Origin of the sequence: Polaromonas sp. YR568 (assembly GCF_943369675.1) — a bacterium.
In the GTDB taxonomy this organism is placed as follows: Bacteria; Pseudomonadota; Gammaproteobacteria; order Burkholderiales; family Burkholderiaceae_C; genus Polaromonas.
The window spans coordinates 12,316-38,475 of sequence record NZ_CALROB020000021.1 but is presented as its reverse complement, the minus strand read 5'-3'; the positions used below and the strand labels follow the sequence as shown (position 1 = coordinate 38,475).

Annotated in this window: 26 protein-coding genes; 17 read left to right on the top strand and 9 right to left on the bottom strand. The window is 65.4% G+C overall.

All coding sequences use genetic code 11. The features are described from left to right. Nucleotides 1-128 precede the first annotated feature (128 nt). Nucleotides 129-995, top strand: coding sequence for an oxidoreductase (locus tag ACLV8F_RS13015; RefSeq protein ID WP_411884634.1), 867 nt, complete (start codon nucleotides 129-131; stop codon nucleotides 993-995). 115 nt (nucleotides 996-1,110) lie between these two features. Here ACLV8F_RS13015 and ACLV8F_RS13010 read toward each other — a convergent pair whose 3' ends face one another. The 3 genes from ACLV8F_RS13010 to ACLV8F_RS13000 all read right to left on the bottom strand — a co-directional run bounded on the left by ACLV8F_RS13010 (nucleotide 1,111) and on the right by ACLV8F_RS13000 (nucleotide 4,338). Then, nucleotides 1,111-2,448, bottom strand: a complete 1,338-nt coding sequence (locus ACLV8F_RS13010) for a type II toxin-antitoxin system HipA family toxin (RefSeq protein ID WP_411884633.1) — start codon at nucleotides 2,446-2,448, stop codon at nucleotides 1,111-1,113. Nucleotides 2,449-2,451: 3 nt separating this feature from the next. Continuing rightward, nucleotides 2,452-2,778: a helix-turn-helix domain-containing protein gene (locus ACLV8F_RS13005; RefSeq protein ID WP_411884632.1), complete on the bottom strand. Its 327-nt coding sequence runs from the start codon at nucleotides 2,776-2,778 to the stop codon at nucleotides 2,452-2,454. 351 nt (nucleotides 2,779-3,129) lie between these two features. After that, nucleotides 3,130-4,338, bottom strand: a complete 1,209-nt coding sequence (locus ACLV8F_RS13000; protein ID WP_411884631.1) for an MFS transporter — start codon at nucleotides 4,336-4,338, stop codon at nucleotides 3,130-3,132. Nucleotides 4,339-4,449: 111 nt separating this feature from the next. Here ACLV8F_RS13000 and ACLV8F_RS12995 point away from each other — a divergent pair, with 111 nt between their 5' ends. Beyond that, the gene (locus tag ACLV8F_RS12995; protein WP_411884630.1) at nucleotides 4,450-5,367 is read left to right on the top strand and encodes a LysR family transcriptional regulator; all 918 of its coding nucleotides are present in this window, start codon (nucleotides 4,450-4,452) and stop codon (nucleotides 5,365-5,367) included. A gap of 13 nt (nucleotides 5,368-5,380) precedes the next feature. Here ACLV8F_RS12995 and ACLV8F_RS12990 read toward each other — a convergent pair whose 3' ends face one another. Then, complete coding sequence (locus ACLV8F_RS12990) at nucleotides 5,381-6,049, bottom strand: TetR/AcrR family transcriptional regulator (RefSeq protein ID WP_411884629.1); 669 nt, start codon at nucleotides 6,047-6,049, stop codon at nucleotides 5,381-5,383. Nucleotides 6,050-6,214: 165 nt separating this feature from the next. Here ACLV8F_RS12990 and ACLV8F_RS12985 point away from each other — a divergent pair, with 165 nt between their 5' ends. From ACLV8F_RS12985 to ACLV8F_RS12945, 9 genes are all read left to right on the top strand, one after another. Then, on the top strand, nucleotides 6,215-6,631 hold the full coding sequence (locus ACLV8F_RS12985) for a VOC family protein (protein WP_411884628.1): 417 nt from the start codon (nucleotides 6,215-6,217) through the stop codon (nucleotides 6,629-6,631). Between the two features lie 32 nt (nucleotides 6,632-6,663). After that, nucleotides 6,664-7,074 carry a nuclear transport factor 2 family protein gene (locus ACLV8F_RS12980; RefSeq protein ID WP_411884627.1) on the top strand — a complete coding sequence of 137 codons (411 nt, stop codon included), beginning with the start codon at nucleotides 6,664-6,666 and terminating at the stop codon, nucleotides 7,072-7,074. Between the two features lie 39 nt (nucleotides 7,075-7,113). Continuing rightward, complete coding sequence (locus ACLV8F_RS12975) at nucleotides 7,114-7,545, top strand: VOC family protein (RefSeq protein WP_411884626.1); 432 nt, start codon at nucleotides 7,114-7,116, stop codon at nucleotides 7,543-7,545. 11 nt (nucleotides 7,546-7,556) lie between these two features. Then, on the top strand, nucleotides 7,557-7,904 hold the full coding sequence (locus ACLV8F_RS12970) for a YciI family protein (protein WP_411884625.1): 348 nt from the start codon (nucleotides 7,557-7,559) through the stop codon (nucleotides 7,902-7,904). A 25-nt stretch (nucleotides 7,905-7,929) separates the two neighbouring features. Then, nucleotides 7,930-8,559: a glutathione S-transferase family protein gene (locus ACLV8F_RS12965; RefSeq protein ID WP_411884624.1), complete on the top strand. Its 630-nt coding sequence runs from the start codon at nucleotides 7,930-7,932 to the stop codon at nucleotides 8,557-8,559. A gap of 160 nt (nucleotides 8,560-8,719) precedes the next feature. Continuing rightward, complete coding sequence (locus ACLV8F_RS12960; RefSeq protein ID WP_411884623.1) at nucleotides 8,720-9,691, top strand: ABC transporter ATP-binding protein; 972 nt, start codon at nucleotides 8,720-8,722, stop codon at nucleotides 9,689-9,691. Further along, nucleotides 9,688-10,449, top strand: a complete 762-nt coding sequence (locus ACLV8F_RS12955) for an ABC transporter permease (RefSeq protein WP_411884622.1) — start codon at nucleotides 9,688-9,690, stop codon at nucleotides 10,447-10,449. Before ACLV8F_RS12960 ends, ACLV8F_RS12955 begins: the two co-directional genes overlap by 4 nt. 96 nt (nucleotides 10,450-10,545) lie before the next feature. Continuing rightward, on the top strand, nucleotides 10,546-11,613 hold the full coding sequence (locus ACLV8F_RS12950) for a pirin family protein (RefSeq protein ID WP_411884621.1): 1,068 nt from the start codon (nucleotides 10,546-10,548) through the stop codon (nucleotides 11,611-11,613). A gap of 182 nt (nucleotides 11,614-11,795) precedes the next feature. After that, nucleotides 11,796-12,242 carry a hypothetical protein gene (locus ACLV8F_RS12945; RefSeq protein WP_411884620.1) on the top strand — a complete coding sequence of 149 codons (447 nt, stop codon included), beginning with the start codon at nucleotides 11,796-11,798 and terminating at the stop codon, nucleotides 12,240-12,242. 12 nt (nucleotides 12,243-12,254) lie between these two features. Here the strand turns inward: ACLV8F_RS12945 and dkgB are convergent, their stop codons facing one another. The 5 genes from dkgB to tkt all read right to left on the bottom strand — a co-directional run bounded on the left by dkgB (nucleotide 12,255) and on the right by tkt (nucleotide 19,275). Further along, nucleotides 12,255-13,070: a 2,5-didehydrogluconate reductase DkgB gene (gene dkgB / locus ACLV8F_RS12940; protein ID WP_411884619.1), complete on the bottom strand. Its 816-nt coding sequence runs from the start codon at nucleotides 13,068-13,070 to the stop codon at nucleotides 12,255-12,257. A gap of 201 nt (nucleotides 13,071-13,271) precedes the next feature. After that, on the bottom strand, nucleotides 13,272-14,549 hold the full coding sequence (locus tag ACLV8F_RS12935) for an adenylate/guanylate cyclase domain-containing protein (RefSeq protein ID WP_411884618.1): 1,278 nt from the start codon (nucleotides 14,547-14,549) through the stop codon (nucleotides 13,272-13,274). A gap of 169 nt (nucleotides 14,550-14,718) precedes the next feature. Further along, the gene (gene yjjJ, locus ACLV8F_RS12930) at nucleotides 14,719-16,035 is read right to left on the bottom strand and encodes a type II toxin-antitoxin system HipA family toxin YjjJ (RefSeq protein ID WP_411884617.1); all 1,317 of its coding nucleotides are present in this window, start codon (nucleotides 16,033-16,035) and stop codon (nucleotides 14,719-14,721) included. A 144-nt stretch (nucleotides 16,036-16,179) separates the two neighbouring features. Then, nucleotides 16,180-17,178 (bottom strand): type I glyceraldehyde-3-phosphate dehydrogenase, encoded by a 999-nt coding sequence (gene gap / locus ACLV8F_RS12925; RefSeq protein ID WP_411884616.1) that lies wholly within the window; start codon nucleotides 17,176-17,178, stop codon nucleotides 16,180-16,182. Between the two features lie 54 nt (nucleotides 17,179-17,232). Then, complete coding sequence (gene tkt / locus ACLV8F_RS12920; RefSeq protein ID WP_411884615.1) at nucleotides 17,233-19,275, bottom strand: transketolase; 2,043 nt, start codon at nucleotides 19,273-19,275, stop codon at nucleotides 17,233-17,235. A 132-nt stretch (nucleotides 19,276-19,407) separates the two neighbouring features. Here tkt and speD point away from each other — a divergent pair, with 132 nt between their 5' ends. The 6 genes from speD to ACLV8F_RS12890 all read left to right on the top strand — a co-directional run bounded on the left by speD (nucleotide 19,408) and on the right by ACLV8F_RS12890 (nucleotide 26,069). After that, a complete protein-coding gene (speD, locus tag ACLV8F_RS12915) occupies nucleotides 19,408-19,785 on the top strand; it encodes an adenosylmethionine decarboxylase (RefSeq protein ID WP_411884614.1) in 378 nt (125 codons plus the stop codon). A gap of 20 nt (nucleotides 19,786-19,805) precedes the next feature. Continuing rightward, nucleotides 19,806-20,513, top strand: coding sequence for an N-acetylmuramate alpha-1-phosphate uridylyltransferase MurU (gene murU / locus ACLV8F_RS12910; RefSeq protein WP_411884684.1), 708 nt, complete (start codon nucleotides 19,806-19,808; stop codon nucleotides 20,511-20,513). 23 nt (nucleotides 20,514-20,536) lie between these two features. After that, the gene (locus ACLV8F_RS12905; protein WP_411884613.1) at nucleotides 20,537-21,928 is read left to right on the top strand and encodes an aminopeptidase P N-terminal domain-containing protein; all 1,392 of its coding nucleotides are present in this window, start codon (nucleotides 20,537-20,539) and stop codon (nucleotides 21,926-21,928) included. A gap of 791 nt (nucleotides 21,929-22,719) precedes the next feature. Further along, nucleotides 22,720-24,384, top strand: coding sequence for a sigma-54 interaction domain-containing protein (locus tag ACLV8F_RS12900; protein ID WP_411884612.1), 1,665 nt, complete (start codon nucleotides 22,720-22,722; stop codon nucleotides 24,382-24,384). A gap of 191 nt (nucleotides 24,385-24,575) precedes the next feature. Then, entirely contained in the window at nucleotides 24,576-25,478 is a 903-nt protein-coding gene (locus ACLV8F_RS12895; protein WP_411884611.1) for a sulfurtransferase, read from the top strand. A gap of 36 nt (nucleotides 25,479-25,514) precedes the next feature. Beyond that, a complete protein-coding gene (locus ACLV8F_RS12890) occupies nucleotides 25,515-26,069 on the top strand; it encodes an OsmC family protein (RefSeq protein ID WP_411884610.1) in 555 nt (184 codons plus the stop codon). Nucleotides 26,070-26,160: the final 91 nt, after the last annotated feature.

Sequence of the window (26,160 nt, the reverse complement as noted above, 5' to 3'; positions counted from 1 at the left end):
TCTCCTTGGGGCAGTCGCGGGATTGTCACGATTTACTTGATTATGAAGCCAGTGACTGCCAGCTATTCAACGTTCAATCGAAATCCTACATTGCCCTCCTCAGCAACATTTTTTTGAAGGACTTGACCATGAATGCAAAGACGGATTTCAAACGTGTCTGGATGATCACCGGCGCGGCACGCGGCATAGGCGCGCGCATCGCCGAGGCGGCGCTGGCGCAGGGCGACGCGGTGGTGGCGACCTCGCGCGACGCGGCTTCGGTGCAGAAGCGTTTCCCCGCCGGCGACGCGCTGCTGGCCCTGCCGCTGGACGTGACGGACGAGGCCCAGGCCGCCACGGCGGTGCAGGCCGCGCTGGCGCGCTTCGGCCGCATCGACGTGCTGGTCAACAACGCGGGCTACGGCCTGCTGGGCGCGGTGGAAGAAGCCACGGCCGACGAGGTGCGGCGCCTGTATGAAACCAATGTGTTCGGCCTGTTGAACGTGACGCGCGCCGTGCTGCCCGCCATGCGCGCGCGCCGCAGCGGCCATGTGGTCAACATTTCGTCGCTGGGCGGCTACCAGTCGGGCCCGGGCTTTGGCGTGTACTGCTCGACCAAGTTCGCAGTAGAGGGCCTCACCGAAGCGCTGCACGGCGAACTCGCGCCGCTGGGCATCCATGTGACGGTGGTGGAGCCGGGCTACTTCCGCACCGACTTCCTGGACGGCAACTCGCTGTCGGTGTCGCCGCGCATCCTGGACGACTACGCCGCCAGCGCCGGCCGGGTGCGCGCGGCCGCCGTGCAGATCAACCACAACCAGCCGGGCGACCCGCTGCGCCTGGCGCAGGCCATGCTGGCGCTGGTGGACTCCGCCACGCCGCCGCTGCGCCTGCCGCTGGGCAGCGACACGCTGCAGGTGATTGCCGACAAGCACACCTTTGTGGAAAGCGAACTCAAGGGCTGGAAGGCGCTGGCCGCTTCGACGGATTTCCCGAAGGAAGCGCTGGCGGCCTGAGCCGTCTTGTGTCGCCACGGACTTAAGACCCCACACCGTTCGGGCTGAGCCTGTCGAAGCCCTTCGACAAGCTCAGGGCGAACGGTGCCTGGATTGGCCGTGATTGATGCAGGCCTCAACGGTTGGCGAAAATCTTCGCCCGCCCAGCCATGTCGCTTTCAATGCCGCCGGCCTCGCCAGGATCGACTTCGGCATCGAGGGCAAAGGATCTCCACCTCGCGACGGCGTCGCTCACCCGGGCGATCGCATCCGGCATTTCCGCCAGAAGGTCGAATCGCTCAGCCACCTCCCGCACGTCGGCACGGGTGATGTTGTCGAACTTTCCGTTGATGGCCATCTGGTGCCGCGCGACCCATTCGCTGTCCGCCCGGTAGGCATGCGTGATGTCGTAGGCGGGCGCCAGTTCCCACCGCCCGCCCTCACGCAGCAGGAAGGAAAAATTCTTCGTGTGGTCGTCGTTGTTGACGCCCAGCACATTCAGGACCATGCGCCGCAGGATTTGCGCCATCGCCGCGCGGCCCAGCCCCAGGGACTGCGCGGCCTGCAACAGCTGGTTGTAGCTGTGTGTGCCCACCTGCTTGTAGTCGAGGTGGGAGATCGCGCACAGCGTCTGCATGTGGTGCCGGCCGTTGCCCGTCCGGTCAAAGCGCCTGGTCATGAAGTGGGCCCGGCCGTTTTCGCGCAGCAAGCGGCACTCCGACATGTCAACGCCCGCGGCAACGGCCATCAGGTGGTACGCGTATTCGATGCGCCCGTAGCTTCTGGACGGGCCCAGCTGGCTGTCGGTGCCCATGCCGTCGAACTTGAGCAGCCAGGCATCAAACCCTTCGGGGATCTCGAACTGCCCGGTGCGAACTTCCTGGGTTGCCGGGTTCCATGCGATGGTGGCCTTGGCCCGCGCGCCACCGGCGGAGGTGCCGACCTGGATGATCTGTTTGAGCGCTGTTTTGGCATGATCGTCGCCGTCGAAATCTCCCTGCACAGCCTTGCGCGCGGCGTCGACCAATGTGCCCATTTCGACGGCCGTGGATTTCGAGGGGGCGGGCCCGCGCATGGGGCCGAAGGTGAGCGCGCCCATGCCGCGCTTTCCCATGTAGGCCAGACGGTCCAGAGCCGTCACCTCTTCCTTGCCGATGCCCCGCTCGGCCATCCACGCATCGATGAGCGCGTTGCCGAAGTCGTCGGGCAGGGCGTCGGCAAGCAGGGCGGGCAGGCGCTTGAAGGTGGCTTGCGGCAGGTCGGTAAAAAGAAAAGGCTCGTCCGCCTGCTTCAAGGGCATCGCGACAGGGGCCAGCTCAATGCCGCCGCGAATCCAGGCGGGATCGTATTGGAAGGCGTAGTAGTTTTTCGTCGGCTCCCGGGCCACGGCGCCCACGCGCTTGCCCCATGCCGAGACCTCCACGACATCGACTGCTTTATGGCTTGCCGGCCTGGTTCGCGTTTTCGTTGCCACGGGCTATTCCTTAGCCTGGAGGGACTTCAAAGGCGCGCGGGTTTTGAAAGCGCGTTTGCGGGGCTCGCGCTGTTTGAGCATATCCAGGGGGTTGATCGTCACAGGAGGCTGAAGCGTTTGGAGCCAGCTTGCTCTATTAAGGGCCTTCAAAACAGACACAAAGGATGCAAGCGTCGAACCCTCACCGCTTTCCAGCCGCCGCACCGCATTGATGGACAGCCCGGTCTTCCTGGCCACATCGTCCAGGGTGAGGTTGATGCGCAGGCGCTGGGCGCGCAGCTGCTCACCCAGTTCGACCATTAGCTCTTCAGTGATGGGCCCTTGACTCATAAGGTTTCATTTTAGGATATTTAGGAGATATTAGCGCCATAAAAATTCACTAATGGATATTAATGATTAATCCCTAAGCGCTATTGAATACTAGGATATATATCCAAAAATGGATAATTGTATCGTTTATCCAACTTAACTATCCGATTTAGGATAAATATGCAGGTAGCTTCAAGCCGCTTCATTGTCTTTTATCTGCGGAAGTCTGCGTCATCTGAGTCATCTGCGGATGAATCTCTTTATCCGCAGATGACGCAGATTTACGCAGATTGAAAACAAGACGGTTTACTCAAGACTTCACCGCCTCGTCTCATGACGGGGCTTTTTGCGCCGGCGCTTTAACTTCAGTGATCAGGCCGCGCAGGCCGCGTATTTTTTGGCGGGCCACATGCGCACCGCCAGCGCGGCCGCACCGGTCACCGCGGACATCGCACACACACCCTGCCAGCCGTACTGCGCCAGCACCACGCTGCCCAGCCAGGCGCCGCTGGCCATGCCGGTGAACATACCGATAAAGAGCACGGCGTTGAGGCGGCTGCGAGCGGCCGGCTCTATGCTGTAGACGATGGTCTGGTGCGCGATCAGCGTGGCCTGCGCGCCCAGGTCGAAAACCACGGCGCCGACGACGATGAGCCACAACTGGTCGGGGCCTAAAGCCATGGCGATGAAAGCAGCGGCAACGAGCGCGGCGCCCAGGCGCGTGACGATCTCGGGGCCGCGGCTGTCGGCGATGCGGCCGGCCAGCGGCGCGGCCAGTGCGCCGGCGGCGCCGGCCAGGCCGAAGGCGCCGGCCGCGGTGCTGCCCAGCTTGAAGGGCTCGCCGTGCAGCATGATGGCCAGCGTGCACCAGAAGGCACTGAAGCCGATGCTGATCAGGCCTTGCGCGATGGCCGCGCGGCGCAGCGCGCCGTGTTGCTTCCACAGCGTGGCGAGCGAACCCAGCAGCGCCAGGTAAGGCAGCTGCGTGGTCGGCACAAAACGCGGCAGGCGCCGCCACACGGCCACGCCCAGCAGCGCGATGCTGATGGCCGCGGCCACAAACATGCTGCGCCAGCCGAACTGGTCGGCCACCACGCCGGCCACCACACGCGACAGCAGGATGCCCAGCAGCAGGCCGGTCATCACCGTGCCCACGGTTTTGCCGCGCCGGGCTTCGGGCGCGAGTGTGGCGGCGGCCGGCACGATGTCTTGTGCCAGCGTGGCGGACAAGCCGATGGCAATGCCGGCCAGCGCGAGCACCGTGACCGAGGGGGCGGCGGCGGCAACCAGCAACGCCAGCACCAAGGCGACGGCCTTGCCGAGGATGATGCTGCGGCGGTCATAGCGGTCGCCCAGCGGCGCGAGCAGGCCGATCCCGAGCGCGTAGCCGAGCATGGTCAGCGTGGGCACCAGGCCGATGGCGGCCGGTGTGGCCTTGAACTCGGTGGCCAGCAGGGCCAGCATGGGCTGGGCGTAATAGAGCGCGGCGACCGACAGGCCGGCGCCGGTGGCGAGCAGGAGGATCAGGGAAAAGGGCAGGCCGGGCGGGGCGTGGTCATGCGTATTGGTAGTAGAAGTCATGGCATAAATCCGTGTTTGAGGCAGGATGTGAGTATGCAGGCTGGATTTTGCGCCGGGAAGGCGGCTATTGGGCACAATGGTCATACGCCAAGCGCATACCGAAAGACGCCCATGAAAACCGCCCCGGACCGGATCGAGCTGATGCAGACCTTTGTCCGCATCGTGGAGGCGGGCAGCCTGTCGGCCGCCGCCGCACAGATGAACGCCACGCAGCCCACGGTGAGCCGGCGCCTGCAGGCGCTGGAGCGCTCGCTGGGCCTGAAGCTGCTGCAGCGCTCCACCCATGCGATGAAGCTCACTGAAGACGGCGAGCGCTGTTTTGCCGGGGCCAAGGAGTTGCTGGGCAATTGGGACGCCTTTGAAGCCGAGCTGCGCGGCACCCAGGAAGTGCCCGAAGGCACGCTGCGCGTGGTGGTGCCGCACGCGCTGGGCCAGCAGCGGCTGGTCGGGCCGCTGATCGACTACCTGAAGCGCCATGAACGCGTCTCGGTCGAATGGCTGCTGCACGACGGCACGCCGGATTTCATCGCCCACGGCATCGACTGCGCGGTGCACGTGGGTGTGGTGGAAGACGCTTCGCTGGTGGCCGTGAAGATCGCCGAGATCCGGCGCATCGTGGTGGCCGCGCCTTCGCTGATGCAGGGCAGGCCGCTGCCGCTGCAGCCGGCCGAATTGCAGGCGCTGCCCTGGCTGGCGCTGCAGACCTTCTACCGCAACGAGGTGACGCTGGTCCACCACGAAGGCGAGGAGCAGCGCTTTCCCATCAAGCCGCGGCTGGGCACCGACAGCCTGTTTGCGCTGCGCAATGCCACGCTGCTGGGCCTGGGCGCCAGCATTGCCTCGACCTGGCTGGTGGGCGACGATGTGGCGCAGGGCCGGCTGCTGCACCTGGCGCCCCAGTGGTGCGCGGCGCCGCTGCCGGTCTGGCTGATCTATCCCTATTCGAGTTTTTACCCGGCCAAGCTGCGCCGCTTTGTGGAGGCGCTGCATGAGGGCCTGCCCACCGGCATGGGGCTGGCGCCGCGCTAGATATATATGAGCGCTACTTGCCGCTCAGCCCCTTCTCGACCATGTCCAGCAGGTGCTGGCCGATCTGCTGCATCTGCGGGCCTATGAGCGGGCCCAGCGGGCCGGCGATGACCAGCATGGCCAGGCCATGCACCGCCGACCAGGCGAGGAACTCGGCGCCGGGCCGGCGCTCGGGCGGCAGCACGCCGGCCGTCACCATCTTGTCGAGCGCGGCGCCCAGCAGCTCAAACGGGTCCAGCCCGCTTTGGCCCTTGCGCTCCGGGTCGCCCGGCGCGCCCTGGGTTCTTTGCTGCATGTCGTCGGAGGGGCCGAAGGCCGTGCGGAAAAGTCCTGTTTCAGCCTGCGCGAAGCGCAAATAGCCGGCACCCACCGCGCGCACATTGGCGCGGGCGAATTCGGCCGGCGGCAAATCCTGCGGCAATGCGGCCAGTTCGGCCTCCATGGCGCGCGCCACGGCCGCCAGCGCGGCGGAGCGCACGGCATAGAGCAGCGCCTGGCGGTTGTCGAAGTGGCGGTAGGCGGCATTCGGCGCCACGCCCGCGCGGCGCGTGGCTTCGCGCAGCACCACGGCCTCGGGCCCGCCCGCGCGGGCCAGCTCTACGCCGGCTTCCAGCAGGGCGCGCCGCAGGTCCCCGTGGCGGTAAGTGCTGCGGGGTGGCGGGGACGGAGGCACGCTGGACATGGCTTGTTACGTATTTATGTGGACAGCGTCCATTGTCTTTGTTATTCTTTTGTGGACGGTGTACACAATACTGCTGATTGCCCCACCGCACAAGCCTCCTGAAAGGCCTGCGACAGGGGCCTGAAATCCCCCGCTCATTCAATTGAATCCCTCAAGGAGAGACCGATGACGACCAAGATGTTCGTGAACCTGCCCGTGAAAGACCTGGGCAAGTCGGTGAAGTTTTTCACTGCGCTGGGCTTCAAGTTCAACCCGCAGTTCACCGACGAGAACGCCACCTGCATGATCGTGAGCGAGGAAAATTTTGTGATGTTGCTGGTGGAGGATTACTTCAAGACCTTTACGCCCAAGCCGGTCAGCGACGCGCGCAAGAGCACCGAGGTGTTGATCTGCCTGTCGGCGGACAGCAGCCAGGACATCGACGAGATGGTGCGCAAGGCCGTGGCCGCCGGCGCCACCACCCCCCGCCCGGCGCAGGACCTGGGCTTTATGTACCAGCACGGCTTTGAAGACCTGGACGGCCACCTCTGGGAGCTGGCCTTCATGAACCTTGAGGCCCACGCCGCCCAACAAGGCGCCTGAAGCCGGCCAGCGCCGCAAGAAAAGCCGCCGCCATGAACAGCCCCATCGCCACGCTGGTGTGCCGCTACTTTTCGGCGTACGAGACGCGGGACCGGCAAGTCCTTGAGGACCTGCTGGACGAGCGCTTCACTTTCAGCAGCCCGCTCGACGACCGCATCAACCGCGCCGCCTACTTCGCGCGCTGCTGGCCCAACAGCCGCACGCTGCGCCGCTTCACGGTGGAAAAGGTTTTTGACCAGGGCGGCGAAGCTTTCGTACGCTACGAGGCCGAGAGCACCACGGGCAAAAAATTCCGCAACACCGAATGGTGGCGTTTTGAAGGCGGCAAGCTCATGGAAGTACAGGTCTACTTCGGCCGCGACACGCGGCCGGCAACGCCTGTTCCAGCTCTTGCCGCGCGACGGGCCGCCTGGCCCGCCACCGCCGCATTGTTTCCGCGCTGACCTTCCCATCCCAACTTTTTTCAACCCAAGGAGTTCCCCATGCTGGTCCAGTCTTACCTCTTTTTCAACGGCCGCTGCGAAGAAGCCATCAATTTCTACCGCAAGGCGCTGGGCGCCGAAGTCACGATGATGATGCGCTTCAAGGACAACCCCGAACCCATGGGCGACGGTTGCGGCCCCGGCGGCGCCCCGATTCCCCCCGAGAACATCATGCACGCCAGCTTCAAGATCGGCGAGACGGACGTGATGGCTTCGGACGGCATGGGCGGCGGCAAGCCGGAGTTCAAGGGCTTTTCGCTGTCGCTCACCGCCGCCAGCGACGCCGAGGCCAAACGCCTCTTCGACGCGCTGGCCGACGGCGGCAAGGTGGAAATGCCCCTGACGAAAACCTTTTACGCCTCGTCCTTCGGCATGGTGGCCGACCGCTTCGGCGTGTCGTGGATGGTGATCAAGCCGCTGCCCATGCCTTGAGGCGGCACCCCATGCAGTACCTGCTGATCATCTGCCACGACGCGGCGTTCGCGCCCACGCCGGCGCTGGTCGCCGAGATAGGCGCCTGGGTCCGCGACATGGAAGGACGCGGCATCCTCAAGCACGGCAACCCGCTGCGCCCGCCCGCCGAAGCGACAACGGTGCGGGTGCGCGGCGGCAAACGGCTTGTGGGCAAGGGACCTTTTTCACAGAGCCGCGAAAAAATGGCCGCCTACGGGCTGATTGAATGCGCAAGCCCCCACGAAGCCATTGACGTGGCGGCCAGCCACCCGATGGCCCGCGCGGCGACGATTGAAGTGCGTCCGGTGTGGTCGGACTTGCCGCGCATGGCGGCATAAGGACCCAAGAATCGAGAGGCAAGACATGAAGCTGTATTACTCGGACACGCTGAACCCGCGAAAAGTCTGCGCCTTGGCACGTCACCTGAACTCGCCTGTGGAGTTCATCTGGGTCGATCTGGCCAAGGGCGAGCACCGCACGCCGCAATACCGCGCGATGAACCCGAACGCCAAGGTGCCGGTGCTGGTCGATGGCGGCCTGGTGCTGTGGGAGTCCAACGCCATCATGTGCCACCTGGCGGAAAAAGCCGGCTCGGACCTCTGGCCGCGGGACGAGCGCCGCATCGAGGTGATGCGCTGGCTGATGTGGGACGCCACCGAGTTCGCGCCGCCCGCCAGCACTTTTTATTTCGAGCACGTCATCAAGCCGCGCTTCCTGCGGCGCGAGGCCGACCCGGTCGAGATTGCCCGGGTGACACCGGACTTCGAGCGTTACGCCGGCGTGCTGGAAGGCCACCTGACAGGGCGGCGCTACCTGCTGGGTGATGGGCTCAGCGTGGCCGATTTCGCGGTGGCGATCACGCTGCCCTATGCCGGCCAGACCGGGCTGCCGCTGCAGGCCTTTCCCGAAATCCGGCGCTGGCATGCGCAGCTCAATGAATTGCCGGCCTGGCGCGAGCCCTTTCCCACATTGCAGGCCGCCGGGGCCGCGTAAGCCGCCGCCGGGATAGAGGCTGCGTTCCATGAACCGGCCGCTACCGCGAGAGGAAAGGGCGACAAAACCCTGAAAGCCCTTTGTCCCCGGCTTTTCACCCGCGCTCGATAGAATGATTCGGGCCTCTTCTTCGGGCGCCCACTTCACACCAGGATGCCGCGTGCAAGCCAATCCCATCATTTCCATCCAGCAACTCAGCAAAACCTACGCCTCGGGCTTTCAGGCGCTCAAGTCAGTCGACCTGGACATCCGGCGCGGCGAGATATTCGCGCTGCTCGGCCCCAACGGCGCGGGCAAGACCACCTTGATCAGCATCGTCTGCGGCATCGTCAACCCGAGTTCGGGCACGGTGACCGCCGACGGGCACGACACCGTGCGCGACTACCGCGCGGCCCGCGCCAAGATAGGCCTGGTGCCGCAGGAGCTGTCGACCGATGCCTTCGAAACCGTGTGGTCCACCGTGACCTTCAGCCGGGGCCTGTTCGGCAAGCCGCCCAACCCGGCCTACATCGAGAAAGTGCTGCGCGACCTTTCGCTGTGGGACAAGAAGGACAGCAAGATCATGACGCTGTCGGGCGGCATGAAGCGCCGGGTGCTGATTGCCAAGGCGCTGTCGCACGAACCCGCCATCCTGTTCCTCGATGAACCCAGCGCGGGCGTCGACGTCGAGCTGCGCAAGGGCATGTGGCAAATGGTGCGGGACCTGCAGGGCAGCGGCGTCACCATCATCCTGACCACGCACTACATCGAGGAAGCCGAGGAAATGGCCGACCGCATAGGCGTGATCAACAAGGGCGAGCTGATTCTGGTGGAAGACAAGACGGTGCTGATGCGCAAGCTGGGCAAGAAACAACTGAGCCTGCAATTGCAAACGCCGCTGCACAGCATTCCGCCGGCGCTGGCGGGGCTGCCGCTGGAGCTGGCCAAGGAGGGCCACACCCTGGTCTACACCTTCGACACGCAGACCGAGGAGACCGGCATCGCCGCCTTGCTCAAACAACTGGCCGAACTCGGCATCGACTTCAAGGACCTGCACTCGAGCGAGAGTTCGCTTGAAGACATCTTCGTGAGCCTGGTGCATGCCGGCACTCCCGCCACACCCGCCACCACCCCCACGAAGGAGGCCGCATGAACTGGCACGCCGTCCGCGCGATCTACCGCTTTGAAATGGCGCGCACTTTCCGCACGCTGATGCAATCCATCGCCTCGCCGGTGATCTCGACCTCGCTGTACTTCGTGGTGTTCGGCGCGGCCATCGGCTCGCGCATGGGCGACATCGACGGCATCGGTTACGGCGCTTTCATCATCCCCGGCCTGGTGATGCTGTCGCTGCTCAACGAAAGCATCTCCAACGCCGCCTTCGGCATCTACATGCCGAAATGGTCGGGAACGATTTACGAACTGCTGTCCTCGCCGGTGTCGTCCATGGAAGTGGTGATGGGGTATGTGGGCGCGGCGGCGAGCAAGTCCGTGTTGCTGGGCCTCTTGATCCTGGCGACGGCGCGCCTCTTCGTGCCTTACAGCATTGCCCACCCTTTCTGGATGCTGTGCTTCCTGCTGCTGACGGCGCTGACCTTCAGCCTCTTCGGTTTCATCATCGGGCTGTGGGCCGACAACTTCCAGAAGCTGCAGGTCGTGCCGATGATGGTGGTGACGCCGCTGACCTTCCTGGGCGGCGCGTTTTATTCCATCAACATGCTGCCGCCGCTGTGGCAAAAGATCGCCCTGTTCAACCCGGTGGTCTACCTGATCAGCGGCTTCCGCTGGAGCTTCTACGGTGTGGCCGATGTCAACGTGGGCGTCAGCGTGGCGGCCATCCTGGCCTTCCTGGCGCTGTGCCTGGGCGCGGTGTGGTGGATCTTCCGCACGGGCTGGAAGCTCAAGGCCTGAAGACGGCCTGAGGACGGCGCGGGCGCCGCAGCTTGAAAGCGCCGCGTTCAGGCGCATCTGTGTTGTTTGAACGTTTCACGCCAGAAAGGCCTCTTCATGCCTGCCGACCTCGCCGCCAGTTCCGCCACGAATCCCGCCGTCCTTCAGGTCAAGCCGCTCGGCTTTCCCTGGGCGACGCTGGACCCCTTCCTGTTCTGCGTCTACCACGACGACGCCTACCCCAAAGCCAATGCGCAGATGGGGCCCGACGCCTCGCTGGCCGGGCGCAACATCGGCCAGGACTTCGCGCGCAAGGACGGCTGGAACATGTACCACGGCAGCACGGTGCCGGGTTTTCCGGCGCACCCGCACCGCGGCTTTGAAACGGTGACCATCGTGCGCAAAGGCCTGATCGACCATTCCGATTCACTGGGCGCGACGGCGCGCTTCGGCCGCGGCGACGTGCAGTGGCTCACCGCCGGCCAGGGCGTGGTGCATTCCGAGATGTTCCCGCTGCTGGACACGGCCAAGCCCAACCCGCTGGAGCTGTTCCAGATCTGGCTGAACCTGCCGGCCGCCGGCAAGATGGCCGCCCCGCACTTCACCATGTTCTGGTCGCAGGACATCCCGCGCCGGGTGGTGACGGACGACGCGGGCGGCACCACCGAGGTCGCCATCATCGCCGGGCGCCTTGGCGATGCTGGGGCAGCCCCGCTGGCGCCGCCGCCAGATTCGTGGGCCGCGCAGGCCGAAGCCAACGTGGCGATCTGGACCATTCGCATGACGCCGGGCGCGCATTACACACTGCCCGCCGCAACGGGCAGCGGCACGCAGCGCCAGCTGTATTTTTTCAAGGGCACGTCGATCACCGTGGCCGGCCAGCCCGTTACGGGCCATGCGGCCATCACGCTGCGGGCCGGTGCGGCCGTGGAACTGGTCAATACCGGCGGCGAGGAAGCGGAGTTTCTGCTGCTGCAGGGCAAGCCCATCGGCGAGCCGGTGGTGCAGTACGGCCCGTTTGTGATGAACACCCAGGCCGAGATCGCGCAAACCCTGGCCGACTACCAGCGCACGCAGTTCGGCGGCTGGTCCTTCGCGGACGACGCGCCCGTGCACGGCCGCGAGCCGGCGCGTTTTGCGCGTTATCCGGGCGGGCATTTTTCCTCCGGGGAGAAGCAGGACTAAGGACCGGGTTTCTCCTTCCCCCGCTGGGGGAAGCTTGGCCTGTCCTGAGCTTGTCGAAGGGGGATGGGGGCTGGCGGCGCTTGAAGTTTCGCTGGGGATTTTTTGAAAGCCGCTGGCCCCCACCCCCGCCCTCCCCCAGCAGGGGAGGGAGTAAGAGCGAGTACATCCATCAAGGACGCATGATGACGATAGACAGCAAACACGAACTCGACGCGCTGGCCGCGGCTTTTTTCGAGGCCGTGTCCTTCGAGCCCGGCGCGACGCCGCCCTACCAAAACATCCACGGCCTGTTCATTGCCGCCGGCCTGCTGATCAAGAACACGGCGTCCACGCCCGAGATATCGACCGTCGCCGAATTCATCGCACCGCGCCAGGCGCTGGTGGACAGCGGCGCGCTGACACGCTTCAAGGAATGGGAGCTGTCGGAGACCACACACATCTTCGGCAACATCGCGCACCGCTACAGCGCCTATGGCAAAGCCGGCACCCAGAACGGCAAGGACTTCGAAGCGCGCGGCGTGATCTCGACGCAGTTCATCAAGACGCCCGAAGGCTGGAAGATGAGCGCGATGGCCTGGGACGACGAACGGCCCGGCCAGGCCTTGCCGGCCGAACTCCTTCGCGCTTAAACCCTTAAACGCTCAATCCCACTTGGGCGCCAGGCTGTCCGGGTCGACCAGGCGGTCGTTGCGCTCCAGCGCGGCGATGGCGGCCATGTCGGCTTCCGTGAGGCGCAGCGTTTGCGCCTTCAGGTTGCTTTCCAGGTTGGCGCGTTTCGTCGACGACGGGATCACCGCATAACCGAGCTGCATCGCCCAGGCCAGCGCGACCTGCGCGGTGGTGGCCTGGTGGCGCGCGGCGATCTCCAGCAGCACCGGGTCCTGCAGCACCTTGCCGTAGGCCAGTGTCATGTAGGAGGTGATGTGGATGCCCTGGCTGCGCGCGAAATCGACGATCTTGCGGTTCTGCAGGTAAGGGCTCAGCTCGATCTGGTTGGTGGCGATGTTGGCCGCGCCCACGGCCTCGACGGCGCGCGTGAGGTAGTCGATGTTGAAGTTGGACACGCCGATCTTGCGCGTGAGGCCCAGGGCCTTGGCCTCCATCAGCGCGCCCAGGGTGTCGACCAGCGGCACGGGTTGCTTGGGCGCCGGCCAGTGGATCAGCGTGAGGTCAACGCGGTCGGTGCCCAGCTTGCGCAGGCTTTCCTTGAGGCTGGGGATCACCTTGTCGGCCGCGAAGTTGTCGGTCCAGATCTTGGTGGTGATGAACAGCTCGCTGCGCGGCACGCCGCTCTCGGCGATGGCCTGGCCGACCTGGGCCTCGTTGCCGTAGATCTGCGCGGTGTCTATGGTGCGGTAGCCGAGGGCCAGCGCGTTCTTGACGGAGTCGATGACGACCTGGTCCTTGAGGCGAAAAGTGCCGACGCCGAAGGCGGGGATGCTGGTCGGGGTGCTCATGGTGATGTCCTTTTTTCTTGTGTGAAGGGGTGAAACCGGGGATGAGAGGCGTCAGTGTGCAACGACCGGGCTATTGCCCGCCGCGCGCGGCGCAAAGCCCTCACGGGCGTCGAGGCGACCGCTCTAACAGGTAAGGGCCGGAGCACCGAATGCAAGCACCGCCTGTCCGGCGGAAGTGCACCGGGCGATCAACGTAGCCGGCTACCGCGACACCGCGCTGTCCTCGCGCATCACGGCTTTCCCGGGCTTCATGGCGGGGCGGCCGGCCTGAGCCGCGTCTGCGCCCGCGCGCCCCAGCAGCCAGTAAGTGGACATGCGGCCCCGCCCCTTGATGTGGATGGGCTCGCGCGCGGCAAAAGAGAAATGCTGGCGCGTCTGCAGGTACACCGCTTCGCTGACGTGGACGGCGCCGGGCTCGCCGCTGGACTCCATGCGGCTGGCCACGTTGACGGTGTCGCCCCAGACGTCGTACAGGAAGCGCTTGACGCCGATCACCCCCGCCACCGCGGGCCCGGCGTGGATGCCGATGCGCATGGCCAGCGCCGTGCCGTTGCCGCTGTTGTAGCGCCGCATGGCATCGCCCATGTCGAGCGCCAGCTGGCCCAGCGCGTCGAGTCGGTGGTGTGCGACGACCATGTAGGCGTCGCCTATGGTCTTGATCTTTTCCAGGCCGTATTGTTCGACCAGGGCGTCGAAGGCCGAGAAGATCTGGTTCAGCACCAGGACCAGCGCGTCGGGCGGCAGGGCGCGCGAAAAGCTCGTGAAGCCGGCGATGTCGGCGAACAGCACACCCATGTTGTCGAACTTCACCGCGTTGACCCGGTCCTCGCGCTTGAGCTCATCGGCGATGGAGGCCGGCAGCACGTTGTACAGCACTTTGTCGGCGCGCGCGCGTTCGCTCTCCGCGCGCTGCATTTCGGCATAAAGCTCGGCATTGCGCGCATACATGAATTTGTCGAGTTCGATGCACAGCACCACCACACAAAACGGGTTGACCAGCGCGGCCAGCAGCTCCGTGCCCTCGCTCGCGCGCAGGCCGGCGGCCAGGCCCAGCACCCCAAAACTCAGTAGATACAGCGGCCGGCGCACCGGGCTGGGCGTGCACATGACGGCCGCGACAAAGGTCGCGCCGGCGGCATAGATGGCCAGGTCGCCCCACATCCGGCCGTGGACCGCGCCGACCCAGGTGGCCAGCACCATTGCGCCCGCGCAGGCCGCATTGAGCGCCGCCTCGCTGCGCCTGAGCCGCGGCAGCCAGCGGTCCGCCAGCGCGACGGCAATGAAAAACAGCTCCGCCGTGAGCTGCCAGGCCAGCAGGCCGGCGAAGCCCGGCGGCCAGTCCTGCGGTGCGACGTTGAAATACGGCGCGTCCGCGGCAAGCGCGGCCGGCGGCAAAAGGCAGGCCACCGCCTTGCTGTAGTAGACCCCGTGCGCCCAGCTTTTCTGGACGAGCCACTCCCGAAACGGCTGCAGCGCCATGATGTTCCTCCCCTTGCGCCGCGCGGCATGGGCGCGGCATCGGGCGACCATACGGGCCGGCCGGCTGTGGGTCAATGAACATTGACCGCCTGCGGTCTTTTGATGTGCGACAGCCGAAAAAAAAGCGCCCGGAGGCGCTTCCGGATGGAGGCTGCGGCCAGCAGCCGACTTAAAGCGCTTGCAGGGTCTGCAGGTTTTTGGCGGCAATGGCCTTGAAGCCTTCGGAGATCAGGGCGTGCGCCGCGGCGATACCCCAGAATGCCATGGCCAGGTCTTTGGCCTGCGCCCATTCGCCCAGCGTGGCGGTGGTGGGTTGCAAGGGACGCCTGGCGAAGTCCTGCTCGACCACCTCGCCATTGATGGGCGCATACAGCATGGGCAGCATGTCATAGGTCGGCGACAGGAACCAGTCATCGTCCTTGAGCAGCAGGGAGATGTTGCCGTAATGGCGATCGGTGTTGGCGATGAGGAGGCCAAAAGCCTCCAGGAAGCGCAACTGCGCGGCGTCGGCCGGCGTCAGCAGGCGGCTCTCGGCCATGCGATTGGCCGTCGCGGCCCAGTTGTCGACTTTGCCCACATATTCAGAGTCATAAACTTCCAGCGACACCATGCCGACACGGCCCCTGGCCGTGCGGTCAAAGCGCTCGGACTCCAGGAAGATACGGCCGCCAGCCAGAAAGATCTGCGTCGCAGCCGCCGGATGGCCGGCCTGCCCCAGAGCCTGCAGGGCCAAATGCTCGCACACCAGCAGGTCGCGCGAACGCTGGCTGGCCGGCGAGTCTCCGGCGGGTGAAAACTTCACCAGCACATGGCGCTCGCCGCTGATGGTGCAGAACTTGGGCTGCTCGCCGCCGGCGGAAGAGCCCGGCAGGCTGCCCTGCATGGCGGCCTCCGCCAGGGCGGGATAGTCGCGCCATGAATCGACACGCGAGGCGCGTTGCGCCAGGCCGTGATACCGCTCAAAAGCCTGCTCACCCACAATGAGGTTGCCCGGCAGGTCGTCGCCATACACCGCCATCGCCTTCAAGGCGTCGTCGGCGCTCCAGCGGCGCGGGTCGGCCGCCAGTTGCAGCTCGGGATGGGCTGCCGCAAACGTGCGTCCCATGAATCCCTGCGGCCGCATGTCGTTCAAGAACCAGGGCAGGTCGTCATGCAGCTTGCTCAGGCCATCGACTTCATCCACCCAGAAGCGCCCGCCCGGCAAGGGCAGCATACGGCCCAAAGGCGTGACGACGCCAGCCGTATCGACACGCATGATGGGCACCTCGCGGCCCACGCCTTCGACGGGACGCGGCAGCAAATAGCGCCTGGATCGCGCGGCGCCCAGGATGCGCACCTCCCCCGACGCGACCAAGGGCGCCAGCGCGCGCGAAACCGTGGGCTGGCTCAGGCCGAGTTGGACCTGCAGTTCAGCGCTGGTGGCGACGCCGCCTTGCGAGCGCAGCGCACTGAGGACCAGGTCGACGGTGTTGGAGCGAGTGGCCATTGAATGAATTTATGAATGAATATCTGAATAGATATTTTTAATCCAATTATAGGGAAAACTCCAAAAATCTGAAATTCGCATGAATAGATACGGGACATAAAAAAAGCGCCCGGAGGCGCTTTTTTGGATGGGAACTGCGGTGAATTACTTCGAAACGACCCGCACCATTTCCAGGCACTTGTTGGAGTAGCCCCATTCGTTGTCGTACCAGGCCACCACCTTGATGAAGGTGCCGTCCAGCGCGATGCTGGCGTCGGCGTCAAACACGCTGGTGCAGGTCTCGCCGCGGAAGTCGGTGGCGACCACCTTGTCTTCGGTGTAGCCCAGGATGCCCTTGAGCGCGCCTTCGCTTTGCGCCTTCATCTCGGCGCAGATTTCTTTCAGCGTGGCTTCCTTGTTGAGTTCGCAGGTCAGGTCGACCACCGACACGTCGGAGGTCGGCACGCGGAAGGACATGCCGGTCAGCTTCTTGTTGAGCTCGGGGATCACCACGCCCACGGCCTTGGCCGCGCCGGTGCTGGAAGGAATGATGTTTTCCAGGATGCCGCGGCCGCCGCGCCAGTCCTTGTTGCTCGGGCCGTCCACGGTTTTCTGCGTGGCGGTGGCGGCGTGCACGGTGGTCATCAGGCCGCGCTTGATGCCCCACTTGTCGTTCAGCACCTTGGCGATGGGCGCCAGGCAGTTGGTGGTGCAGCTGGCGTTGGAGATGATGGCCTCGCCCTTGTAGGTCTTGTCGTTGACGCCGAAGACGAACATCGGGGTGTCATCTTTGGACGGCGCCGAGAAGATGACTTTTTTGGCGCCGGCGGCCAGGTGCTTCTCGCCGGAGGCTTTGTCGAGGAAGAGGCCGGTGGACTCCAGCACCACGGTGGCGCCGATGTCGCCCCACTTGAGGTTGGCGGGGTCGCGTTCCTGCGTCAGCCGAATCTTCTTGCCGTTGACGATGAGGGTGTTGCCCTCGACGGACACCTCGCCTTCGAAGCGGCCGTGCACCGAGTCGTACTTCAGCATGTAGGCCAGGTAGTCGGGCTCGAGCAGGTCGTTGATGCCGACGATTTCGATGTCGCCGAAGCTCTTGATCGCCGAGCGGAACACGTTGCGGCCGATGCGGCCAAAACCATTAATGCCAAGTTTGATAGTCATCTGCTGTTGCTCCTGGAAGTTGAAATTGGTTGAACCGGTCGGGCCGTGCCGCGCTTATTTGCGCAACACCTTGCGCACGGTGTCGGCGACGTTCTCGGCCGTGAAGCCGAAATGTTTGAACAGCACCGGCGCCGGGGCCGACTCGCCGTAGCTGTCGATGCCGACGACGGCCGCGCAGCCGTATTTCCACCAGCCATCGGTCACGCCCATTTCCACCGCGATGCGGGGGATGCCTTCGGGCAGCACTTCGGACTTGTAGGCGGTCTTCTGTTTGTCGAAGGTGGTGGTGCTGGGCATGGAGACCACACGCACGGCGATCTTGTGGGCGGCCAGCAGTTCCTGCGCCTTGAGCGCCAGCTGCACTTCGGAGCCGGTGGCGATGATGACGGCCTGGGCTTTCTTGTTGAGGCCCACTTCCGCCGGCTCGGCCAGCACATAGGCGCCGCGGCTGATGTTGCCGAGGTCATTCTTCGGCGAGTAAGGCAGGTTCTGGCGGCTCAAGAGCAGCGCCGTCGGCTTGTTCTTGTTTTCCAGGGCCACGGCCCAGGCGACGGCCGTTTCAGCCGTGTCGCCCGGACGCCAGACGTCCAGGTTGGGGATCAGGCGCAGGCTGGCGGCGTGCTCGATGGACTGGTGCGTCGGGCCGTCTTCACCGAGGCCGATGGAGTCGTGGGTGAAGACGTGCACCACGCGCAGCTTCATCAGCGCGGCCATGCGGATGGCGTTGCGGCTGTAGTCGCTGAAGGTCAGGAAGGTGCCGCCGTAAGGGATGTAACCACCGTGCAGCGCGATGCCGTTCATGATGGCGGCCATGCCGAATTCACGCACGCCGTAGTTGATGTGGCGGCCTATGGAGCTCACGCCCTCGGCGTTGGCCGTCAGCACGACTTCGCCGTTCATGTCAAAACGCAGGCTGGGCGTGGACTTGGTGTTGGTCAGGTTGGAGCCGGTCAAATCGGCCGAGCCGCCCAGCAGCTCGGGCAGGCCGGCGGTGAAGGCTTCGAGCGCAAGCTGCGAGGCCTTGCGCGAAGCGACAGTCTCTGCCTTGGTGTGCGCGCCGATGACGGTGTCGACGGCCAGTTGCGCGAAGGACTTGGGCAGCTCGCCCTTCATGCGGCGGCTCAGTTCGGCAGCGAGTTCGGGGTGGGCGGCCTTGTAGGCGGCGAATTTTGCGTCCCAGGCGGCTTCAGCGGCCAGGCCCTTGGCCTTGGCGTCCCAGGCGTCGTAGGTTTCTTTCGGCACCTCAAACGGCGCGTAGGGCCAGTTCAGGGCCTCGCGCGTGAGCTTGATTTCCTCGGCGCCCAGCGGCTCGCCGTGGGCCTTGGCGGTGTTGGCGCGATTCGGCGAGCCTTTGCCGATGTGCGTCTTGCAGATGATCAGCGTGGGCTTGTCGTTGGACTTTTTCGCGCCTTCGATGGCCTGCGAGACCAGCTCGGCGTCGTGGCCGTCGATGGGGCCCAGCACGTTCCAGCCGTAGGCGGCAAAACGCACGGCGGTGTTGTCGATGAACCAGGGCGCGACCTGGCCGTCGATGGAGATGCCGTTGTCGTCATACAGCGCGACCAGCTTGTTGAGCTTCCAGGCGCCGGCCAGGGCCGCGGCCTCGTGGCTGATGCCTTCCATCAGGCAGCCGTCGCCCATGAAGACATAGGTGTTGTGGTCGACGACGGTGTGGCCTTCGCGGTTGAATTCCTTGGCGAGCAGCTTTTCAGCCAGCGCCATGCCGACGGCATTGGTCAGGCCCTGGCCCAGCGGGCCGGTGGTGGTTTCAACGCCGGGGGTGTAGCCGTATTCGGGATGGCCGGGGGTCTTGCTGTGCAGCTGGCGGAAGTTTTTCAGTTCGCCGATCGGCAACTTGTAGCCGGTCAGGTGCAGCACGGCGTAAATCAGCATGGAGCCGTGGCCGTTGGAGAGCACAAAACGGTCGCGGTCGAACCAGTTGGGGTTGTGCGGGCTGTGCTTGAGGTGGCTGCCCCAGAGGGCGACCGCCATGTCGGCCATGCCCATGGGGGCGCCGGGATGTCCGGAGTTGGCTTGTTGAACGGCGTCCATTGCGAGTGCGCGTATCGCATTCGCCATCATTTGCGTGTTTGCCATGTAGGCTGCTCCGGAGGGGGAAAGATCAGGGGTAACCCGGTATTTTACCGTCTGGCCCCGGCCCGGGAATTTGGCGGGATATGGAACCGGGTTACGGCCGGATCGGGACCGCGCATCGTCTAAAGTCGGGGGATGCAAGGCCTACACCTGACCGCCGACCTTTACAAATGCCGCTGCGATCCCGCCTGGCTCACCGACGCCGCCCGCCTGGGCGGCTGGTGCGTCGAGACCGTGCGGTCGGCCGGCCTGCAGGCCGTCAACCAGCTGTTCCACACCTTTCCCGACACGGTGCACGGCCCGGGCGGCATCACGGCCACGGTGCTGCTGGCCGAATCGCATGTGTGCATCCACACCTGGCCCGAGCAAAAGGCCGTGACACTGGATGTTTACGTCTGCAACTTCGGCGCCGACCACTCGGCCCGGGCGCGCGGCCTGATGGATGCGCTGGTACGGCGCTTCAACCCCGAATGGACCGAGCAGCGCTCGCTGGAGCGGGGGGACACGCAGTGAGCGAGCCCGCCACCAAAGCCATGGTCATGGCCGCCGGCCGCGGCGAGCGCATGCGGCCACTGACCGACAGCACGCCCAAACCGATGCTGGCGGTGCGCGGCAAACCCCTCATTGATTGGCATGCCGAGGCGCTGACGCGCGGCGGATTTAACGAGCTCGTCATCAACACCGCCTGGCTCGGCGAGCAGGTGGAAAACCACTTCCGGCAACAAAGCCGCACGCCGCTGTCGATTGCCTATTCACACGAAGGCGTCGATTTCGGCGGTGCGCTGGAAACCGCCGGTGGCATCGCGCGCGCGTTACCGCTGCTGGGCGAGGTGTTCTGGGTATTGGCAGGCGACGTGTTTGTGCCGGGTTTTGAATTCACCCAGGCCGCCGTGAATCGCTTCATCGCCGGCGGCAAGCTGGCACACCTCTGGCTGGTGCCCAACCCGGCGCACAACCCCCACGGCGACTTTGGCCTGGGGCCGGACGGCCTGGCGCTCAACCTGCCCAAGGACAGTGCGCAACCCAAATTCACCTACAGCACCATAGGCCTGTACCGCCGCGAGTTTTTCGACGGAATGGCCTTCGGCAACCCCGAAGGCGTGAAGGCCCCACTGGCGCCGCTGTTGCGCGCCGCCATGGACAATGGCCGGGTCAGCGCCGAGCTGTACACCGGGCCCTGGACCGACGTGGGCACGCCGGCCCGGCTGGACGAGTTGAACCAGTCCACCACCACCAATTAACAAGCGAAAAAGCGCCGCCCACCATGAGCACCACCACGATTTACCAGAAACGCCGTGCCGCCGTGGCCCGCGCGCTGAAAGCCGCCGGCGGCGGCATTGCCCTGCTGCCCACCGCGCGCGAATACCCGCGCAACCGCGACAGCGACTTTCCCTACCGGCACGACAGCTATTTCTATTACCTGACGGGCTTTGACGAACCCGAAAGCTGGCTGGCGATAGACGCCAGCGGCAAGACCACGCTGTTCTGCCGCCCCAAGGACCTGGAACGCGAGATCTGGGACGGCATACGCCTGGGCCCCAAGGCCGCGCCGGCGCAACTGGGCGTGGATGCCGCCTTCAGCACCGAGGCGCTGGACGCGCGTATGCCGGCCCTGCTGGCCAACCAGAAGTCGGTGTGGTTCCCGTTTGCCACGCATGAGGGCCTGGACGCCCGCGTGGACGGCTGGCTGGACAAAGTGCGCGCCCGCGTGCGCCTGGGCGACGAATGCCCGCAAAGCCGGCACGACCTGTGCTGCGTGCTCGACGAGATGCGCCTCTTCAAGGACAGCCACGAGATCGCCATCCTGCGTCGCGCGGGAAAAATTTCCGCCGGCGCGCACGTGCGCGCGATGCAAACCTCCGCCGCGATGCTGCGCAACCCGGTCAAGGGCGGCCTGCGCGAATACCACCTGGAGGCCGAACTGCTGCACGAGTTCCGCCGCCACGGTTCGCAATTCCCGGCCTACACCAGCATCGTGGCCGCCGGCGCCAATGCCTGCGTGCTGCATTACCGCGCCGGCGACGCCGAACTGAAAGCCGGCGAGCTGTGCCTGATAGACGCCGGCTGTGAGCTGGACGGCTATGCCAGCGACATCACGCGCACCTTCCCGGCGGATGGCAAATTCACGCCGGCCCAGCGCCGGCTGTACGACATCGTGACCGAGTCCCAATACGCCGCGGTGAAGGCGACCAAACCCGGCAAGCGCTTCAACGACCCGCACGAGGCCGCCCTGCGCGTGCTGGCGCAAGGCATGCTCGACACCGGCCTGCTGCCCAAGGCCAAACACGGCAAGGTCGACGACGTGCTCGAGTCCGGCGCCTACCGCCAGTTCTACATGCACCGCACCAGCCACTGGATGGGCATGGACGTGCACGACTGCGGCGACTACAGCGAACCCGGCAGCAAGCCCCGCCCCGACAAGGACGCCATGGGCCAGCCCATCATGCGCAAGCCTTCGCGCATCCTGCGGCCCGGCATGGTGCTGACGATAGAGCCCGGCATTTATGTGCGGCCCGGCAAGAACGTGCCCAAGGAGTTCTGGAACATCGGCATCCGGATTGAGGATGATGCTTTGGTGACGGCGAAGGGGTGTGAGTTGATGACGCGGGGTGTGCCCGTTGATGGGGATGAGATTGAGCGTTTGATGGCGGGTTGAGGCTGGCCCGCCGGCGGCCTCCTCTGCTGAGTGCTGCTGGCCGGGAGTGGCCCGGCGGCCAGTAACTTTGGCGAAACCCGCAAAGCGGGTTTTCTTTTGTTCGCCAAAAGGCGCGCTGTGCGCGCGGGGTTCGCTCACTTCGCGCAGCGAAGTTACGCGAACACCAAAGTCACCAAAGAAAAGGCGACCCTGGTTCCTGCGTCCCCTGCGCTTCGCTCCGGGGCAACCTGCGGTGCTCGAGCCAAGCGGGGTCTGGCTAAACTCGCTACGCTGCGCTCCGCTCAGACAACGCCAGCCCTGATCCGCTTGGCTCTGCGCTCCTCGGCGCATCCACAAGGGGCAATCGGGATCGGGAGCGGGGACAGAAGACAAAGAAACCAAGACCAATACAAACAAGGACACGCCATGGCGTGTCCTTGTGGTTTCAGTATTCGGGGTTCTCTCTTCGGCTGTTTGGTATTTCTTCTCCCCGCTTCCACCCCTTGTGGATGCGCCGAGGAGCGGAGGGCCAGACGGATCAGGGCAAAAACTTGTTTGAGCCGCAGGCGAGTTGTTTTTGACCCCAGCTGGACCGAGCACCGCAGGCTGCCCGCAGCGAAGCGAAGGGACGCAGCAACCAGGGTCGCCTTTTCTTTTGCTTACTTTGCTTTTGGCGAAGCAAAAGAAAAGTGAGTTGCCGCCGGGCAACCCCCGGCCAACCGCCCTCAGCAAAGAGAACAGGAGAGGAGCGCGCCCGCCGGCGCAAGACCCGGCCCCCCACCCCTTGGCCGGTTTATTGCTACCCTGCAAGCATGGCCTCCCCGACCTCCCGCCCAGCGGGCAAACCTTTCCCCGATCCGCCGTGGCGCGCGCAGGAACTGCTGCTCATGAGCGAGGTCATGCGCCTGGTGGGCAAAAGCCTGGCGCCCGAGGTGGTGATGCGGGAGATGCTGCACCTGATGTCGGAGCTGCTGGGCCTGAACCGGGGGCGCATCGTGCTGGCGGACTTTGTCGGGGACATCGCGCTGGAGGGCCTGGCCGAGCGCAAGCCCGCCGACCGGCCGGCGGGCGCCGCGGCGCCGGCGTCCGCCATCCGTTATGCCTACGGCCTGACCCAGGCCGAGATGGCGCGGGGCCGTTACGGCCCGGGCGAGGGTATCACCGGGCGGGTGCTGGCGACGGCGCAGCCCATCATCGTGCAGGATATCGACGCCGAGCCGCAGTTCCTGGCGCGCTCCGTGGCGCGGGCGCAGCTGCCGCAGGAGGTGGTCGCCTTTATTGCGCTGCCGATCGAAGTAAACCGCGAAGTGATAGGCGTGCTGGCCTGCCACCGCATCCGCAGCCGTGACAGGCAGCTCAACGACGACGTCGCGGTGCTGAAAATCCTGGCCACGCTGGCCGGCCAGCTGCTGCAGCTGCAGGCGCTGGTGGCCGAAAAAACCCGGGCGCTGCAGGCCAGAAACCAGTTGCTCACGCGCGCGCTGGAAACTGCCGCGGCGCGCTACGGCATCATCGGCACCTCGCCGGCGCTGCTGCAGGCGCTGGGCGAGCTGGAGCGCGTGTCCGAAGCCACGGCCAGCGTGCTGCTGCTGGGCGAGTCGGGTACCGGCAAGGAGTTGTTCGCGCGCGCGGTGCACCTCTCGAGCCAGCGGCGCGACCAGCCTTTCATCAAGGTCAACTGCGCGGCGATTCCCGACACGCTGTTTGAATCCGAGCTGTTCGGCTACGAGCGCGGCGCTTTCACCGGCGCGCAAACGGCGCGCGCGGGCTGGTTCGAGCAGGCCGACAAAGGCACGATCTTCCTCGACGAAATCGGCGAGATGCCGCTGGCGATGCAGGCCAAGCTGCTGCGCGCGCTGCAGGAGGGCACCATCGTGCGGCTGGGCGGCAAGCGCGAGATCAAGGTGGCCGTGCGCGTGGTGGCCGCCACCAACCGCGACCTGGCGCAGGACGTGCAGCGCGGCGGCTTCCGGCGCGACCTGTTTTACCGGCTCAACGTGATACCGATACGCCTGCCGTCGCTGCGCGAGCGCGCGCAGGACATACGCGCGCTGGCCCTGCATTTCCTGAGCCGCACCAACCAGGCCAACCAGCGCAACGTGAACCTGTCGCCGGCCGCGCTGCAGCGGCTGGAGCAGCACCCCTGGCCCGGCAACATCCGCGAACTGGGCAACACGATAGAACGGCTGGTGTTGCTGACGGACAGCGCCATGGTGTCGGGCGGCGAGATGGCGCGCTTTCTCCCGGGCGAGGACGCCGCTGCGCCTGCCGCCGAAGCGGCGCCGGCGCACGCGCCGGGCCCACCCCTGGTTCGCGACTACCAGGCGGCCCAATCGCACCCGGCGGAGCAGCTCCGGCAGGCGCTGCTGGCCCACGGCGGCAACCAGTCGCGGGCCGCGCAGTCGCTGGGCCTGACGGTGCGGCAGTTCAGCTACCGGCTTAAAAAAATCGCCCTACACAATGGCGACAATTTGTAGACATTGTGTCAGTCGCAGGCTGTCGGACGGCCGCTTGAAAACCACGCTTGCTATCAAATAAGCAGCAGTCAAGCCCCATTCAGCGGCTCCATCTTCCGGATTCCTGTTTTTACTTCCTTCATGGCGCGGCATGGCACGCGCGTTGCAATGACAGAAGAACGGCATGTGCCGTGCCCTTTCTGGAGATTGCCATGACGACACCTTCCGCCATCGACAGCGTTCTCGTTTCCCCCGAACAACTCTCCGCCATGATGGGCGCCGAGCCCGTCGTGATCATCGACACCCGCGATGCCGACACCTATGCCGCCGGCCACCTGCCCGGCGCCGTCAACATGCGCGAGATCTTCACCTTCCTCGCCACGTCCACCGCCGAAGGCCTGAGCGCGCTGAAGTCCACCTTTGCCGAGCACTTCGGCGCCGTGGGCCTGTCGGGCGCCGAGACGGCCGTGTTTTACGAGGACGCGCTCAACAGCGGCTACGGCCAGTCCTGCCGCGGCTATTACCTGCTGACCTGGCTGGGCTACCCCAAGATCAAGGTGCTCAACGGCGGCTTCTCCGCCTGGACGGCCAAGGGCCTGCCCGTCAGCACCACGGCCGCCGCTCCCGCGGCCGCATCCTTCCCCGCGAACCTGGCGATGGCCGACGTGATGCTGACCAAGGACGACGTGGCGGCCGCGCTGGGCACGGACGCCGTGCTGCTCGACGTGCGCGACATCGACGAGTGGACCGGCGAAAGCTCATCGCCCTACGGCAAGGACTTCGCGCCGCGCAAGGGCCGCCTGCCGGGTGCCAAATGGATTGAGTGGTACCGCTTCATGAAGCCGTCGGCGCAGGGCCCGGTCTTCAAGTCGCCGCTCGAGGTGCAGGCCGAATGCGCGACGGCCGGCATCGCCCCCGACGACACCGTCTACCTGTATTGCTTCAAGGGCGCGCGCGCCTCCAACAGCTTCCTGGCGCTCAAGCAGGCGGGCTTCAGCGACGTGCGCATGTACTTCGGCTCGTGGAACGAATGGTCGCGCGACGACGCGCTGCCGATTGAAACCGGCGCACCCGTCCTGAAGGCGAAGATGCCCGCGCTGGCGCTGGCCGCCTGATCTTTCACCGTCTTTGTTTTTTATCGAGGAAACCCCATGTCCGTAGCCACCGAATCCGCACCCGCCACCGTCAAGGCCTACCTGAAACCCATAGACAGCGAAGGCCTAGCCGCCTTTGCCGCCAAGGGGCGGGCCAACCCCGCCTCGCGCGGCACCAACAAGGTCCACACCGTGCTGCAGGGCATGTACCGCAGCCTGAGCTACGTGGGCGACCATGAAGGCGTCGTGGTGGACGAGCCGCTGCACCTGTTCGGCGAGAACACCGCGCCGGCGCCCGGCGAGATCGTGCTGTCGGGCCTGGGCGGTTGCCTGGCCGTCGGTATCACGGCGGTGGCGACCTGGAAGCAGGTGAAGCTTTCGAAGCTGGAGATTTTCCTGGAAGGCGACATCGGCAACCCGGCCGCCTGGGGCGCCGGCGGCGCGATGAAGGAAGCCAAAGACATGGGCTTCCAGGCCATTCGCGTGAAAGTGCTGATCGAGGGCGATGCCAGCCGCGAGGTGCTGGACGAGATCGTGCAGCACGCCAACTTTTATTCACCGGTGGCCAACAGCATGCGCAACCCGATCCCCTTCGACATCGCATTGGCCTGAAACCGGCAGTGAATCAATGATTGGCCGCCGTTCGGGCTGAGCCTGTCGAAGCCCTGCCGAACTGCGGCACCCTTCGACACGCTCAGGGCGA

Coding starts and splice junctions, on each gene's coding strand:
- ACLV8F_RS13015 (WP_411884634.1), top strand. CDS start 129: ATGAATGCAAAGACGGATTTCAAACGTGTCTGGATGATCACCGGCGCG.
- ACLV8F_RS13005 (WP_411884632.1), bottom strand. CDS start 2,778: ATGAGTCAAGGGCCCATCACTGAAGAGCTAATGGTCGAACTGGGTGAG.
- ACLV8F_RS13000 (WP_411884631.1), bottom strand. CDS start 4,338: ATGACTTCTACTACCAATACGCATGACCACGCCCCGCCCGGCCTGCCC.
- ACLV8F_RS12995 (WP_411884630.1), top strand. CDS start 4,450: ATGAAAACCGCCCCGGACCGGATCGAGCTGATGCAGACCTTTGTCCGC.
- ACLV8F_RS12990 (WP_411884629.1), bottom strand. CDS start 6,049: ATGTCCAGCGTGCCTCCGTCCCCGCCACCCCGCAGCACTTACCGCCAC.
- ACLV8F_RS12985 (WP_411884628.1), top strand. CDS start 6,215: ATGACGACCAAGATGTTCGTGAACCTGCCCGTGAAAGACCTGGGCAAG.
- ACLV8F_RS12980 (WP_411884627.1), top strand. CDS start 6,664: ATGAACAGCCCCATCGCCACGCTGGTGTGCCGCTACTTTTCGGCGTAC.
- ACLV8F_RS12975 (WP_411884626.1), top strand. CDS start 7,114: ATGCTGGTCCAGTCTTACCTCTTTTTCAACGGCCGCTGCGAAGAAGCC.
- ACLV8F_RS12970 (WP_411884625.1), top strand. CDS start 7,557: ATGCAGTACCTGCTGATCATCTGCCACGACGCGGCGTTCGCGCCCACG.
- ACLV8F_RS12965 (WP_411884624.1), top strand. CDS start 7,930: ATGAAGCTGTATTACTCGGACACGCTGAACCCGCGAAAAGTCTGCGCC.
- ACLV8F_RS12955 (WP_411884622.1), top strand. CDS start 9,688: ATGAACTGGCACGCCGTCCGCGCGATCTACCGCTTTGAAATGGCGCGC.
- ACLV8F_RS12950 (WP_411884621.1), top strand. CDS start 10,546: ATGCCTGCCGACCTCGCCGCCAGTTCCGCCACGAATCCCGCCGTCCTT.
- ACLV8F_RS12945 (WP_411884620.1), top strand. CDS start 11,796: ATGACGATAGACAGCAAACACGAACTCGACGCGCTGGCCGCGGCTTTT.
- dkgB (WP_411884619.1), bottom strand. CDS start 13,070: ATGAGCACCCCGACCAGCATCCCCGCCTTCGGCGTCGGCACTTTTCGC.
- ACLV8F_RS12935 (WP_411884618.1), bottom strand. CDS start 14,549: ATGGCGCTGCAGCCGTTTCGGGAGTGGCTCGTCCAGAAAAGCTGGGCG.
- yjjJ (WP_411884617.1), bottom strand. CDS start 16,035: ATGGCCACTCGCTCCAACACCGTCGACCTGGTCCTCAGTGCGCTGCGC.
- gap (WP_411884616.1), bottom strand. CDS start 17,178: ATGACTATCAAACTTGGCATTAATGGTTTTGGCCGCATCGGCCGCAAC.
- tkt (WP_411884615.1), bottom strand. CDS start 19,275: ATGGCAAACACGCAAATGATGGCGAATGCGATACGCGCACTCGCAATG.
- speD (WP_411884614.1), top strand. CDS start 19,408: ATGCAAGGCCTACACCTGACCGCCGACCTTTACAAATGCCGCTGCGAT.
- murU (WP_411884684.1), top strand. CDS start 19,806: ATGGTCATGGCCGCCGGCCGCGGCGAGCGCATGCGGCCACTGACCGAC.
- ACLV8F_RS12905 (WP_411884613.1), top strand. CDS start 20,537: ATGAGCACCACCACGATTTACCAGAAACGCCGTGCCGCCGTGGCCCGC.
- ACLV8F_RS12900 (WP_411884612.1), top strand. CDS start 22,720: ATGGCCTCCCCGACCTCCCGCCCAGCGGGCAAACCTTTCCCCGATCCG.
- ACLV8F_RS12895 (WP_411884611.1), top strand. CDS start 24,576: ATGACGACACCTTCCGCCATCGACAGCGTTCTCGTTTCCCCCGAACAA.
- ACLV8F_RS12890 (WP_411884610.1), top strand. CDS start 25,515: ATGTCCGTAGCCACCGAATCCGCACCCGCCACCGTCAAGGCCTACCTG.